The sequence below is a fragment of the Acidobacteriota bacterium genome (genome assembly GCA_038040445.1).
Lineage (GTDB): Bacteria > Acidobacteriota > Blastocatellia > UBA7656 > UBA7656 > Onstottus_A > Onstottus_A frigus.
Genome location: JBBPIG010000004.1, coordinates 54,525 through 68,879 on the forward strand (window position 1 = coordinate 54,525; position 14,355 = coordinate 68,879).

Below are 14,355 nucleotides of genomic sequence, written 5' to 3' on the forward strand. Positions count from 1 at the left end.
TGCCTTCTGTCCTACCTGATGTAAAACATTCCCGACTGTCCAAACACCGAGTCGTTTGAAGAGTCTGTCAGCCGCACGAGCACAGTCTCAGACCTTGGTTTCTTGGCTTTGACGCGAAGCGTACCCAAGCTTGAATCGACGTCCTCGGCCAATACCTGCCACGTACTTCCGCCGTCACGCGAGATGCTGACGTCGAGCTTGTTCACGGCTGCGCTCGCGGACCAGCTAATTCTGTACTTTTCACCAGGCGTCCATTGCTCGCCGGCGCTTGGCGAGTTAACCGCAATCGATGCGGAGGCCGGCGGTTGAGGGCCCACGTTTGGAAGAGAGAACGCATAAACACTGTTATCTATCGATCCGATGAATACGCTCGCTGCTGAGATCGACACCCCACCCAACATTTGGCTGTGCTGCGGGGTGTTCCAGATTTCGCTCCCGGTCGAAGCGTCAAAAGCGCGAAGCCTTCCGTCAGCGCCCCCGACGAACACCGCGCCTCCGGCCACTGCTGCCGCTCCTATCACAGGAAGCGATAGCGGAGTGTCCCAAACTATCCGTCCGTCTCGTTGATCGAGCGCTACAACTTTACCGGTGGCGACTCTGACGGTCGCGCCAAAAAAGATCTTGCCGTAGGCTGTGGCCGGCGACGAGATGCTGCCGCCTCGTGAGTCGCCGTCGCTCACCACGGTATCCCAAATCAACTCTCCGGTCGCCCGATGGAGCCCGTAGCAGTGTCCGTCCTTGGATGGGATCGCCAGCATCGGACGACCGTCGATGTCGAACAAGACCGGCGATGCGCCGAAGTCGAGATTGTTCAGGTCGGCGCGCAGCTTCTTGAACTCCCATACCAGTGCTCCGGTGTCCGCGTTGAGCGCTATTACCGCGGACGAATGAGTATCGGCGCCGGTGCAGAAGTTGCCCGTGCCTACGTATATCATCCGCCGCCCGGGGTCTACGGTGGCCGACGACCAGACCGCCCCGCCCTTGCTTCCGTCGGGCGCCGTCGCAAAATTCCAGAGAACGCGCCCGTCGCTCGCGTCCACACAGACCAGTCTGCCGGTAATGCATGGGTTCACGCAGTGGCTGGCTAAGCCTATGTATATCTTTCCGTCAAACACCAGGGGTGAACCATAGATGTGAAAAGCCTGGGTGGGATCTGCAAGCTGGGTCCGCCAGATTGCTTGCCCGTTCGCTGCATTCACAGCGTGAAGCTGCGCCAGACCGTTGCCGAAATACAACTTGCCACCCGAGAGCGCAGCCGTGCCATCGATCCCGTAGGTGTCCGCGCAGGGATCTATGCGTATAGTGCCCGCGTTGTAGCTCCAGAGTACGGCTCCGTCGCTCTCGCGCAACGCGTACATGTTGCCGTCCCACGAGCCTACATAAACAACACCACCCGACACGAGAGGCGTACCGGTAACCCAGTCGCCCGTTGGAAACGACCATGACTGTGTCAGAGTCCCGGCGTTGGCGGCGCCGACCGCCGACGTTTCCGAAAACGCCGAATGTGCTGAGTCATGCTGATAGGATGTCCACTCGGCTGACGTGCTGACCGCCAGCGCTCCGATGACCGGGTTGTCGATTCTGCCGCCGACCGTCAGAAAAGACGCTGCGGCAAATAGCGGGTAGCTCGGAGCTTTCGAGCTCGTATGAAAAAGCCCGCCGTTTTTGTAGTACCTCACCACGTTCGCTTGTACTGCTATGCGAAACACATCGCCTATACGGTAGGAAGTCTCTCCTCCGTAGGCGTTGTTTTCGCGGATCTCAGCGAAGCCAAGTTCGGTGAGCTTGATGGCGAAGTCTATCTCTGAAAACCCGGTGCCGATGGCTGCGTGTGTAAGCCCGCAGAATAAGACCTTGTTTGAGTCGCCGGCGGCAAATTCGAAAAGGGCATCGCCTGATGTCACGATCTGCTGCGATCTCGCTCCGGCATCCGCGGAATCGCTGCGGCCCGCGGTCTTCTGAAGACTGTTCCCGGCGATCGTGCAGTTCGTCGTGTTGATCCAGATGACGTTTTGCGGCACGCCGGCGCCCACCTGTCCAATTGACGCGGGCGCAAAACAAAGTGAGAGGAGGGGGATGGCAATAACAAGGTATTGGGCTGCTCTAATTGGCATAAGGGGGTACATTCCTAACTGTTCGATTCACGGGTCACCCTTCCAGGTGAGACTCCGAACGCCGAATCAGGTCGCGCAAATACGGCGAGATCAGCGCCGTGACACTCCTAGGATAGTTCGAATGTCACTGGAGTTCCGATTCCCGCGGCCTGGGAAGACCCGATCCGGATCACCGGCAGGCTCCAACGACGCCGCCGTCATCCGTTCGAGCGATCGCAAACAACTCTGGTCGCATAGCGTACCATCTCATAGTGGCATTGAGCTTGCTAAAGATTGAGCGTGCCGATAGGTGAACGAATGAGCCAAATGCCTGCTGACAACGAAACACTGACGGCTCTGCAAACCGAACTCCCAGCGAGCCCGCCAAGAGTACGGGTGCCGGCTTGGCTGCGGCTCGCGGGCTACCTGGCGCTAGGGACGGCGGGCTCGCTTGCGATCGCAATGGGCGCTGCGAGCTACCCGCTTTCGGGACTGCTCATTCGTCCCAGACTCAAGCGACTCTCTCAACTCAAAAGCCCACACATCAGACACCTGATTCGCCGAAACGGCATAGCATTCGAAGATGTCACGATTCCCTCATTCGATGGAACGCGATTATTCGGCTGGTGGATGAGCGCCGATCGAAAAGCGCCGACGGTGGTCGTCCTTCACGGCGTGAAGAAGAATCGCACGGACGTCTTGCGAGCTGCCCTGGTGCTGCGGCGCGCGGGCTTCAACGTGCTGATCTTCGACGGCCGCGGACACGGCGACAGTGAGGGGCGCTTTGTGACATACGGCTTTTACGAACGCCGCGACGTCGAATCGGCGATTGAGTGGCTGGCAGACGAGAAAAAGATCGACCGCAATCGGGTTGGAATAGCCGGAGAATCAATGGGCGCGGCCATCGCGCTTCAAGTCGCGGCTCACAACCCGTGGATACGGGCGGTGTGGGCGGACAGCCCCTTCGCGTCACTGCGCCGCATAACCGAAGAATTTGTTAAGCGAGCCACCCGGCTGCCCGGCGCGGTTTTGAACCCGGTGTTGTGGACGACTATTCAGGTTGCGAACTACAGAGGCAGCTTCGATGTGCACTCGGTGGATCCGTTAGCGCTTGCGGCTCGGATAAAGTGTCCGGTGTATCTGGTGCACGGCACGGCCGACCAGGTGATAGCCAGTTCGCACTCCGAAAGCATTCACGCGGCTCTGGGCAGCGAGAAGGAAATATGGTTCGTGGAAGGCGCTCGTCACGCCCGATCGATCCGCCACGCCAGAAGCGACTACAGTGACCGGCTGACTCGCTTCTTCAGAGCAAAGCTGAAGGCTTAAGCCAACTTCTCGCCCCGCCTTCCTTTTCACATTCCGCTTTCGTCGCGTCGCAGCCGGGTGCGCGCCCGTTTCAGGCCCGATGGTTGACACTCGCGCGAACGCTCTGTTAGTTTCAGGTTTTCGTTAAACCGACGATTTCTTTCCTGAGTAGCTCAATGGTAGAGCATCCGGCTGTTAACCGGAGGGTTGTAGGTTCGAGTCCTACCTCAGGAGCCAGATCCCTCAAAGATTGGAGGCAGCCGCTGAGTGGCTGCCTCCAGTTGTGTGACCGATTTGTGTGACCGAGATTTTGGCCTCCTGACATTTTTTCAATAGTGCGTTTTCTGTCGTCGGTCGCGTGGGTATGACGAGCCGACTTCTGGATTGTACTCTGCCCCAAGATCGCCGCCTGAATCAAGATGGATAAAGAACTGTCAGCCAACACCAATCTCTCGCATTACCGCATCGTCTCCAAAATCGGCGCGGGCGGGATGGGAGAGGTTTATTTGGCTGAGGACCTGAAACTCGGCCGCCGGGTGGCCCTCAAAGTCTTGACTCACGAGCTGACAAAGAACCCGGAACACTTGCAGCGTTTTGAACGAGAAGCGCGTGCCGCTTCGGCACTCAATCATCCAAACATTTTGACGGTTTATGAAATCGGTGAGTCAGCAGGCGCGCACTTCATTGCGACCGAGTTTATTGAGGGCGAGTCGTTGCGCCAGCGCATCAGGCGCGGCCCATTGGAATTGCCCGAAGTTCTGGACATAGGCATCCAGATCGCCTCGGCTCTTGCGGCAGCGCATGAAGCGGGAATCGTGCATCGCGACATCAAGCCGGAAAACATCATGGTGCGCAAAGACCATCTGTTGAAAGTCCTGGACTTTGGTTTGGCCAAACTGGTCAAGCAGGAAACGCGCGAACTCGACAAGGAAGCGGTTACGCGGGCGCTGCTCAAAACGACTCCCGGCACCGTCATGGGAACGACCATCTACATGTCGCCTGAGCAGGCGCGCGGTCGCGACGTGGACGAGCGCACAGACATCTGGAGCCTGGGCGTTGTGCTTTATCAACTGGTGACTGGAAGCGTGCCGTTTGCCGGCGACACGATGAGTGACGTCATTGCCTCGATACTGAAAACAGAGCCGCCGCCGCTGGTCCATGAAGCGGAGTCGGTGCCCCGCGAGCTGGAACACATAGTCAGCAAGGCGCTGCGCAAGAACCGCGAAGATCGCTACCAACACATCAAGGATCTGTTGATTGATCTGAAAGACTGCAAACAAGAGTTGGAGTTTCTGTCAAAGCTGGGAGGATCCCTCCCCCCAGAGCAGGCCGCCAAGCAACCATCTTGGCTGACTGCCCGGGGTGCCGCTGTTGAGACGAGCGGCGTAACCGGCCTCCACACAACTTCGAGCGCCGAGTACATCGTCAATGAGATTAAGCGCCACAAGCTCAGTGCGACGACCGCTCTCGTTGTTTTGATTGGTCTGGTAACCCTTGGATCACTTGCCTCCTCGCGCTATTTTGCCGGCAGCGACAATACCGGCATCGATTCTCTTGCGGTCTTACCCTTCGCTAACGACACTGGCGACTCGGAAATGGAGTATCTATCCGATGGCCTTAGCGAAAGCTTGATCAACAATCTCTCGCAGTTGCCGCGGTTGAAAGTGATCGCCCGAAGTTCTGCTTTCAGATACAAAGGCAAAGACGCCAACGCCGAGGAAGTGGCCCGCGCGTTAGGCGTGAAGAGCATCCTGACCGGAAGAGTCTTGCAGCACGGCGATAACCTGCAAATCAGCGTCGAGTTAATGGATGCCCGGGATAAGACGCAGGTGTGGGGCGCCCAATACAATCGCCGAGCGACTGATCTGCTGGCCGTTCAGCAGGAGATCGCCCAGGAAATCTCGCGCAACTTGCGGCTCAAGCTTTCAAGCGCTGAGCAAAGCCGCGTCGGGAATCTGCACACCTCAAACGCCGAAGCCTATGAGCTCTACCTCAAAGGCCGCTTCTACTGGAACAAACGCACGGGCGAGGCGCTGAAGAAAAGTGTCGACTATTTCAATCAAGCCATAGAAAAAGATCCGAGTTATGCTCTGGCGTATGTTGGGCTCGCCGATGCCTACGTCGTGATCCCGTTCTATTCCGTGGGTTCGCCACAGGATTCTTTCCCGAAGGCCAAAGCGGCCGCCCGGCGCGCGCTGGAGATCGACGATACCCTCGCCGAAGCGCACACCGCGTTGGCCGCCGCGCTGATAGATTACGATTGGAATTTGACCGAATCAAACAGAGAATTTGAACGAGCCATCGAGCTCAATCCCAACTACGCGAACGCTCATCACTGGTACGCCAGAGAAAACCTGACGATTATGGGGCAATTCGACAAAGCTCTCGCAGAGATGCGGCGGGCGCAGGAGCTTGATCCGCTGTCGTTGATAATTAATGCGAACTTTGGCAAGGCCTACTTCAACGCGCGCCGTTACGACGAGGCCATCCAGCAACTGCGTAAGACGGTTGAGATCGATCAGGGCTTTTTCGTGGCGCATCATTATTTGGGCTCGGCCTATGCGATGAAGGGCGCTTTTTCAGAGGCGCTCTCCGAATATCAGAAGGCTCACCAACTGAACGATGATCCCCACGTGGTGGCCCTGACGGGACGTCTCTATGCCGTGTCTGGCAAAAGAGCGGAAGCGCTGAAAACGCTCGCGCAACTGAAGTCTCTTGCCCGGCAGCGCTATGTTGCTGATTACAGCGTAGCCCTGATCTACGCGGGACTCGGCGAGAAGGACCAGGCGTTCGAACTGCTTGAAAAAAGTTACCGAGAGCATACAGTGGATATGCTCACTCTTTACTATGATCCGCTCATCGACAACCTCCGATCAGATCCGCGCTTCGCCGGCCTCCTGCGACGCGTGGGATTGCAGTGAGCAATACGAGGCCCATCTTGGCACTCGCAAAATCGGTTTCATCAGGTACATTCGGCTGCTTGAGGGCAGTTCCTACTTCAGCGGGATGGCGGGCAATCGCTTCAGCGTCCGGCTGGCAGGGTCGACCGTTATTCCGACCGATTCAAGCGCAGTGACGCCGAGTAGCGGTTCCACGGTGTCCGGACCAAAGATGACTCTCCCCGCCGTGACTTCACCCATGAAAGTAATCTCAACCAGCCCGAATGGACACTCCTGAAGCGTGCCGTCCGCCAATTCGTAGACCATCTTACCGGCAGGCTTCACCCCTATCCTGGTTAACTCGGCGCCAGGCGCGAGCGAGTCCGTAGCGCCAGTATCGACGAGGAACTCGGCTTCATAAGTTCCTTTCTCAGATCCGAAGCCCTTCAACGTCACGGTTACGTGGGTAAGTCCCATATCAGACTCTCCGTTACGATCACAATGATCCTGGTCCAAACAATTCAGACGTGTCAAGCAATCACCGCCCTTCTCGCAGCGCCCTCGGCAACCGCGCGATGAACATTGCGGTTCGGCCTACGCATTCACCGATCTGGAAAGGCAGCCTTGGAAGCTCATTCAAACGCCCGCCCGTGTACACCGTCGCTTCGATCGGGTTCGGCCACCGGCGTTTGAGGTCCGCAAGCACGCCTCGTGGGTGTCGAATGTACTTAGCCATCGGCGCGTGATGAGTCACCGGTGCTTGCGACATGCTGTAAGGCGTTTCCCATTGCTTGAGCACGTCTGAAATCAGCCACTGCGGAAGTTTCATCGCATTACTAGCCAAGGGCGTGCCGCCAACTTCCGCTCCCAGTAACCTATGCGCCAGTCCTATCGCGCAAGTGACCCAGTTCGCCCGCGCTTTGTCTTTTCCCAGACAAATATCCCAGTCGAAGTTCTCAGCCCGCGATTCCAAACTTGCCGCAATGTCGCACAGCCAAAGCGGTCGATGCACGCTATGCCGAAGCATGTGCACGCATAGAAGACGCAAGTGGTCTTCAGGCGCGAGCACCCTGACCGCAACATCGTCAAGCTCGACGATCCTCGACCGCGCGTACAGATCCTCGATTGGCCTTTTGTCCAAACTGCCTGCGCCTTCGTGCAGGTCAACCCAATGAAACACCTTGACGCTCCGCAGCGTCTCCCTGGCAAGCGCGTGCTGCTCGCGTCGTACGACTAGATCGATGTCGCCATAAGGGCGCAACCCTGCCTCCGGGTAGAGCCGCGCAACCGCCCAGCCTTTGACAAGCAGCGGCTCCACCCCCGCTGAATGCAGCACGCTCAGTACTTGTTTGATTGAATGTTCGCGAAGCTTGCTGCCGATCGAGTGCAGTCGGTAGGCTTTCTGAAGTGTAAGACCGGCCGGCGAAGACCCCAGCTCTGTGTGGCGAATATTCCACCATGCAATCGCGCCCGACATCGATCCGACTAGTTGAGGGATTATTTCGGCAAGGCTGGACGCGCAACACTCAGGCGCTTGCGGCGAGCGCCTCCAACTACCGGCAAGCGCCGTCGCAATCACATTTCCAATTTGGTGGGTTGACTTGGACGCGGCCACGGCACAACAGGTCCTTGGTGCGGAAGACTGCACGCCCCTATGCGCGCTTTAGTTGCAGAGACCGGCAATGCAAATCCCGTTACAGCACGAACTGTTTGGGCCGGTTGGGCTGCACCCAGCGTTAGGCGGCAAACACGATGCTGCTTCAACGGCGCTTGGCGCCATTATTGAAGTGATTAAAGGCAACGCTGCTGCGGCTGCGATCCCCGCCCTGTTGATCAACTCCCTGCGCGTCAGCTTTCGGGAGTCCCGCCGCTCGAACGTCTTATCGATAAGGTGTGCTCGCCCAAGTTGCTCGAGCGCAAACCAAACGGCGTCGTCATTGATCCCAAGCGCAGATGCGACGTTAACAGCACGGGTTATTTCGGGTACTGCGGTCCTCCCGTCGCACTGTCTCCACACAAGCCCCGCCGTCAGATTGAGGCAGTGGGCCTTATGCCGCTCTAGATCGTAAACGAGCAACTCTCCCGCCACTTCGCAGGTAACCAGCCCCTTCTCGCGCGCCCGGGGCAGAGCTCGCTGTGCTGCGTTTTCCATGAGTTAACCTTCCCGTGGGGATTAGGACGCCTCGAACCTTGGGAACATCGCTCGTCTCTTCTATTTCAACTTCATTGAGGGATCGCCGAACAAAATCCACGTGCGTCTTATGTCGGAGTCAGTCACCGACGACTTCGCTTTCACGGTCGCTTCGCCGAGCGTAAGCGCTTGTGCGCCGGACTTCTGAGAGCCCGGCTGGAACAGCAATTTGTAGAACTGCTGATTCATTGCCGCCTGACCATTCGGCTCGGTGAACCCGCTCGAAGCCCACACCGCTATCGCTCCACCCCGGGGAGCGTTCAGCAGGGCAGCCGCCAACGTGTTTAACTCAGGGCGCTGAAACTCTCCGTTCAAACACGTCATCGCGACGAACAGCGGGTATCGCCCGGTGTTTGTTAGAGCCAATGCGTCGGCCGCCGTGAGCAGGTTGCCCCTCCATACGCTAGGCGAACCGTGCCCGACATAGTTCACGATCTTCTGCCCGCTAGCGAGGCCGTCTAATAACTGTTGCCTGGCAGCCCCCGTCCCTATCTGCCCGCGATTGATCTGTTGAACAGTGATCGCCGCCGGGAACAACGGCGCCAACTTATTGTTTGCCGCCTCGAAATTGAATCCAAGGTTTTCGTCGGCCACTAGCAGAGCTGACTTCTGCGGCGTTGTTGCTTCATACGACACAAGCTTCGCCACCGTGCTTGCCGCCTCTTCCGGCGTGTGGGCGGGCAACCGGCCAACCGCCATCTCAGCTATGCCGTCAAGATTGAAGTCCGCAAACCAGTCATCGCTCGCCGTCTCCATGAATTGCGTATCTACCATTCGCGTCGGTACCAGGTCATACCCGCCAAGCCCGTTGTAGTTCTTTGGATCGTAGCTCGCGCTTCCGGCAAGCAACACGTACCTCGGCGGTCTAGCCCAGTTGCTCCTCGCGTACGACAGAAAGTCCTTCACCGCCTGCGAGCGCTTGTTGCCAAAGTTGAACTCGTCGTAAATGTCCTGGACGTCGACCATCGCCACCTTCAACCCCTGCGATTGTCTGAGCGCCGCGAGTTGCGCGAAGCTGTCCTTCAGGCCGCCGTGAGTGATGATCATCAGATCAGCTTGATTCCCCGAGCTCCTCAACGTCGAGGGCTGATTTGCCTCCAGCCTTAAAGGGCTCCTTACCTGGTCCGCGCCTATTGCCACCAACGTCCGGTTCCCATTCCCAACCACCTCAACAGTCACAGCGTATCCCGAGTCCTGCTGATCGACGGTTGCTGCAAGCTGCAACGGCTCACTTGGGTTAGTCACATCAAACACTTTCACGTCGCCGGTCGTGAACCCTCCGATCTTGACTTGTTGATTCGCCGTCGCCGTGAACTTGAGCGCGTTTCCGTCCGCCGAGTAGGTGTGCCAGTAGCTCACGCGGATGTGATCGACCAGCGATACGTCGAGCACCCCTTGCTGACCCACCAGCGTCAACGTGTTCTGGCCTTCCATCAGCAAGTTGTTGGGCACCGTGAACTGCGCGACCCCCTGAGTCTGAGTGTTGTACTGGATTGTCCCGATCGGATTCCCGTTCAAACTGACGCTGACATTGTGCGGCGTCACCGAGAAGCCCTGCATTCCAACTTCTATGGTCGCCAGTCCCGCCGCCGCTGCATCCACGTGCTGCAACGTTATAGTCTGATCGACCGCTGTATTTCCTACTGGAGTGCCAAAAAAGTTCTCCGCGTCTCCATTGTGAATCCCGGAAAGATAGATCGAGCGGTCCCTTCTCTCGACCGTGGAAAGAAAACTGTTCGCCGAGGGCAATCCCCCTTGTCCCGGCACGGTAGCTATCCGCTTGCCTGCCGTCTTCGCTGAGATCAGCCAGTACACCCGCTGGTCGGTTTCGGCCGTATCCAGACCCACCGCATAAAACTCTATTCCTGAGGTTGAGTCGAACTTCCCGTGGTTCGTGGTGACCGTGATGGGCGACTCGACTCCGTCCGCGTACAGTTGAAGCGACCGCGGGTCCGCCTTCGGATCAAGTCCTGCCAAAAGCAGTTCCGGTTTGCCTATTCGATACCATCCTTCCTGCTTGACCGTGATCTTCACCGCCGCTTGAGAGGCGAGTCCTAACTGGAGATTCGTGTTGGCGGCAGTAACTTTGAGTCGCCGGTCGGCGCTCTGCACGGGAACCGTCGCTCCGCTTTGCGCGCCCTCCGTCACCAGATCCTCGAGCGTCACCGTCTGGTCAGCAATAGCTTGCTCCCTGGCCGACATCGTCATCATCGTTCCGTCAGCCGGCGCCTGACTGTACACCGGCCCGTGCCATTCGGTTCGGCCACTCAGATCGATCTCCTCGATCCAGTACACCGAATCCTTGTCCTTCGGGGCTGATGTCTGCCACAGATATGAGCGCCCCGCAGTCATCACTGTTCCCGGTTTCGCCATCAACCCCGATCCGACGATCAGTGACTTGTTGACGCGCACGCGCCGGCCGTCCTCTTCGCGATAGATGTTAAAGCCAAGGTTGTTCACTTCCTCGCCGGTCTCCCACTGCAACAGCACCTTGCCGTCTCGACCGTGGTTTGCACTGTAGCCCACCATCGCGATGTCCGTTGGCCCAGCCGGACCCGCAATCGTCCAAGCAGAGAAACCGGTAATCAGGGCTTTCTCCACCCAGTTGTTCGTCGAATCGCGTGTGTCAGCACCCTGCGAGCCCCAGGCGCTTCCATCTTTTCTCCAGAGCTCCAGAGTCGCTTCCGGGTTGCCGTTCAGTTCAGAATCGAGGTAGCGCAAGCGCACCGTTGCGGTGACCAGGGTCCCCACAACATCTTGGAGGGTATATGTTCGGTTGACCGAGTTTGTGAAATCCGACGGCGATGCTTTTACCAGATTCACCGTCATAGCAGTAACGCTGCCGGCGCTCACCGTAATCTGCACGTTGGGATTTCCGAAACTCCGTGTGGTCATGCCGCCGAGATCCGAGCGGTTTACATTTCCGACAACATCGCCAGTACTCGCCGGGTCCGATGTCGCACCATTGCCCATAAAAAGCGTGAACGACCCGGTGGTCACGTCTCCGCTTGTCAATGCGAGCACACCGCTGACGGTGAGATTACCCTGTAGAGTTGTGCCGCTCGAGTTATTCAATGTCAGATTGTTAAGCGCAGAAACGCTGCTTGGGATATTGATGCCGCTCGAGGAGCCAGCGATAGTGATCGACGACGCACTATCAGCGCTGAGATTGTTGGGTGTTCCGGCAATCGGGTTATTTAGAATCAACGTGCGCGCGCCGACAGTGAATGTTCCGCTTGTCAGCGCGAGAGCGCCGCTGACGTTTACGTCAGAACTAAGCGAAACGCCGGCGCTGTTGTTGATCGCGAGATCGTTGACAGTCACCGGCAACCCGTTACCGGTAACTTGCGCCGCGCTGCCGTTGTAGTTGTAGCTCGCGCCGGTGTCGAAATTCCTTATGGCGGTTTGGATGTTTCCAGTTGCGCCTGAGGACGTGATTCCCGCGGTTGAGCCGATGCCGAGTGTCCCGCCCGATGCGAGGGCGAATGTGCCGCTGCCGGATACTACATTCGTTCCACAGTTGAGAGTGCCATTGAAAACTGTGAATGTGCCGCTGACCTTCAACTCACTCGCTAAGGCAACCGTTATTGCAACCCCGTTTACCGTGAAATCGACGTATGTCGGCGTAAACGCGGTGCCCGACTTTACGCTCAGTCCGACCGCGGGATAATCCAGCAGAGTTTTTGAAGCTGTGACTGTCTTGGCCAGAACAGTAAGATTGTCTATTCGAAACGTACCGCCGGAACCAAATGCGCTTCTGCCGGTGCGATCGCCTGCAGAACCAGCGAAGGCATAGAGTCTGATGGTGACAGATGACTGATTGTCTATTGCCGGGATACTACTAAGGTCAAATGTCGCTGCCGAGAATACGTTGTTCCCCGTGAGAGTGGTTGCGGTCGCCGTGAAATTGGTTCCGTCGGTGCTGTACAAAACGCCCACGCGCGCGGGTCCAGTACCTGAGGCTTGATTGTCGAAGGTGATTGAGATCTGAGAAAAGCCGCCGGTGTTGACCACAAACTGGTAATAGTTAGTTGCTGCGGCTCCTGGGTCGATGGTTGAACTATCCCAACTATTTCCCGTGGCCGCTTGCCCGACTGCAGCCCCTAGGTTGAATGTGCCCGCGCCGCCGACGGCACTTATGGTTGTAGTATTGCCTGCTCTGGTTATGGCCCCGCTGCCACTGTTGACGGCTTGCTCGACCAGATTCTCGAAAGTAGTTCGGGTGGTATTGTTCTCGAAATCATAATAAAGGATCGGCACTTGCGCTCTTGCCGCCGTGCTCATCACCGCCGTGCAAAACGCCGCCGCGAGGAAGAACCCTGCTCTTCTCTTAAGTGCTGCACTGTTTTTTCGAACATTCTTTGGAGCATTAGAAGGCTCATCGGGGGGCCGCATATGAACTCCTCTCTACTGAGACACCCGCGACAGATGAAATGGGACGGGTCGCAAGCGTCTCTCGTCGTTTGATCAGGCTAACCCAGGAAGGCCCAAAGGAGGATTTCTAAAACGGTGCAGATAGTATGAGCTTTCGGCTACGAAGTCAAGCAAAATTTTCAGCAGTCGGTGAAAATTTTCAGTGGAACCGTTTCAAACGAGGATTTATTAAGGCAATGCGGTGAAACTGCGACTTTGCGGCCGGCTTCCCCTCTAGCAGGCTGCTGAAAAAGTCGATGATACACAAGTACTCAGGTGCAATCCCACCAACGCAGTTGGTGGATTGTTCATACTCAGCCTACAGACAGATCGCGCAGCGTTCTCCTGAATCCCACCAACGCAGTTGGTGGTGCGTTCATACTCAGCCTACACGGACCTGGGCGGGGTCCCTAATCCCACCAACGCAGTTGGTGGATTGTTCATATTCAGCCTACAGCCGCTCCTCTCAGAAAAGCCTTTAGCAGCGCGGTCGTCAACTCTCCACAGGTCCCAACGTAAGCCGATGGCTGCCATAGCTGATCTATCTTCGCTGCCACAAGCGCCCGTGGGAAATGCTTCGCGACAAAATATTGTCCGTTGTTCATCAGCGAGAGAGCGAGTTGTTCGATGGTCGTCTTTGGTGTGATTCGAACAAGCAGATGAATATGATCGGGGAGGACGGTAGCCTGATCAACTGCGAAGCCGCGCCTGGCCGCGACCTTTGTCCAGTAGTTGACCAGAGCCTCGCCCGTCTTCGAGTCAAATACTCCGCGGCGGAACTTGGTGGCGAGAACGAGGTGATGAGTCAGATCGAAGCTTGCGTGTGCAGTTGCAAGGACCTCGGGTTTTGTCGCTCGGAACCGGAAGACTGGAGGAAGCGCGCGCTTGCTGTAGCCGTGGTGTTCAGCTTGACCGGCGAGGTAGTGCTTCACCGCTTGGACTCTGACACGCCCGGCACTACGCGCCAGATAACCACGTGCCCAAAGCGGTGGCGTGAGAGCGAATTCCCGGCACAGGGCGGCTGAGCTTCGACCTTTGAGTGTCTTCAGCACGTCCGAGATTAGCTGGCTTGGGCGAAGGCTTAATACCAATTGTACGTGCGCAGGGTGACAGTCCTTCTCAAGCAAGTGAAGGTCGTTTATCTTGCACAAGTCGGTCAGCGCTTGTGAGAGAGCAGCCGTTCTGGATCGATCATCGAAGACAGTCTTGCGACGGTGAGTGCGGAAGCAGATGTGGTAGTGAAGCTGGAAAGCCCACGAGATTTCTTTGAATGGCTCGATCTGCATGGCGCGAGCTTACGAGAGCTGAACCTTGGAAGACAATAGGCGTCTGTTAGGCCGGGTATGAACGATCCACCAACTGCGTTGGTGGGATTCAAAAAGGCAAGCCGGGCGCCGATCAGTAGGCCGAGTATGAACCAACCACCAACTGCGTTGGTGGGATTCAAAAAGGCAAGCCGGGGCGCCGATCAGTA

The 14,355-nt window shown here is 57.3% G+C and carries 8 protein-coding genes and 1 tRNA gene; 3 read left to right on the plus strand and 6 right to left on the minus strand.

Annotation, left to right across the window (positions count from 1 at the left end; genetic code table 11):
- Nucleotides 1–11: 11 nt before the first annotated feature.
- Nucleotides 12–2,114: a PQQ-binding-like beta-propeller repeat protein gene (locus tag AABO57_05600; protein ID MEK6285197.1), complete on the minus strand. Its 2,103-nt coding sequence runs from the start codon at nucleotides 2,112–2,114 to the stop codon at nucleotides 12–14.
- 297 nt (nucleotides 2,115–2,411) lie between these two features.
- On the opposite strand from AABO57_05600, the gene AABO57_05605 reads away from it, so the two are divergent.
- From AABO57_05605 to AABO57_05615, 3 genes are all read left to right on the plus strand, one after another.
- Nucleotides 2,412–3,419 carry an alpha/beta fold hydrolase gene (locus AABO57_05605; protein ID MEK6285198.1) on the plus strand — a complete coding sequence of 336 codons (1,008 nt, stop codon included), beginning with the start codon at nucleotides 2,412–2,414 and terminating at the stop codon, nucleotides 3,417–3,419.
- Between the two features lie 141 nt (nucleotides 3,420–3,560).
- A tRNA-Asn gene (locus AABO57_05610) sits at nucleotides 3,561–3,635 on the plus strand.
- A gap of 182 nt (nucleotides 3,636–3,817) precedes the next feature.
- Nucleotides 3,818–6,319 (plus strand): protein kinase, encoded by a 2,502-nt coding sequence (locus tag AABO57_05615; GenBank protein MEK6285199.1) that lies wholly within the window; start codon nucleotides 3,818–3,820, stop codon nucleotides 6,317–6,319.
- Between the two features lie 72 nt (nucleotides 6,320–6,391).
- Here AABO57_05615 and AABO57_05620 read toward each other — a convergent pair whose 3' ends face one another.
- From AABO57_05620 to tnpA, 5 genes are all read right to left on the minus strand, one after another.
- Nucleotides 6,392–6,754 carry an aspartyl protease family protein gene (locus tag AABO57_05620; protein ID MEK6285200.1) on the minus strand — a complete coding sequence of 121 codons (363 nt, stop codon included), beginning with the start codon at nucleotides 6,752–6,754 and terminating at the stop codon, nucleotides 6,392–6,394.
- A gap of 61 nt (nucleotides 6,755–6,815) precedes the next feature.
- A complete protein-coding gene (locus tag AABO57_05625) occupies nucleotides 6,816–7,892 on the minus strand; it encodes a nucleotidyltransferase family protein (protein MEK6285201.1) in 1,077 nt (358 codons plus the stop codon).
- A gap of 48 nt (nucleotides 7,893–7,940) precedes the next feature.
- Nucleotides 7,941–8,429 (minus strand): PqqD family protein, encoded by a 489-nt coding sequence (locus AABO57_05630; GenBank protein ID MEK6285202.1) that lies wholly within the window; start codon nucleotides 8,427–8,429, stop codon nucleotides 7,941–7,943.
- A 60-nt stretch (nucleotides 8,430–8,489) separates the two neighbouring features.
- A complete protein-coding gene (locus AABO57_05635) occupies nucleotides 8,490–12,863 on the minus strand; it encodes a C25 family cysteine peptidase (GenBank protein MEK6285203.1) in 4,374 nt (1,457 codons plus the stop codon).
- Between the two features lie 464 nt (nucleotides 12,864–13,327).
- Entirely contained in the window at nucleotides 13,328–14,167 is an 840-nt protein-coding gene (tnpA, locus tag AABO57_05640; GenBank protein ID MEK6285204.1) for an IS200/IS605 family transposase, read from the minus strand.
- Between the last annotated feature and the right edge of the window lie 188 nt (nucleotides 14,168–14,355).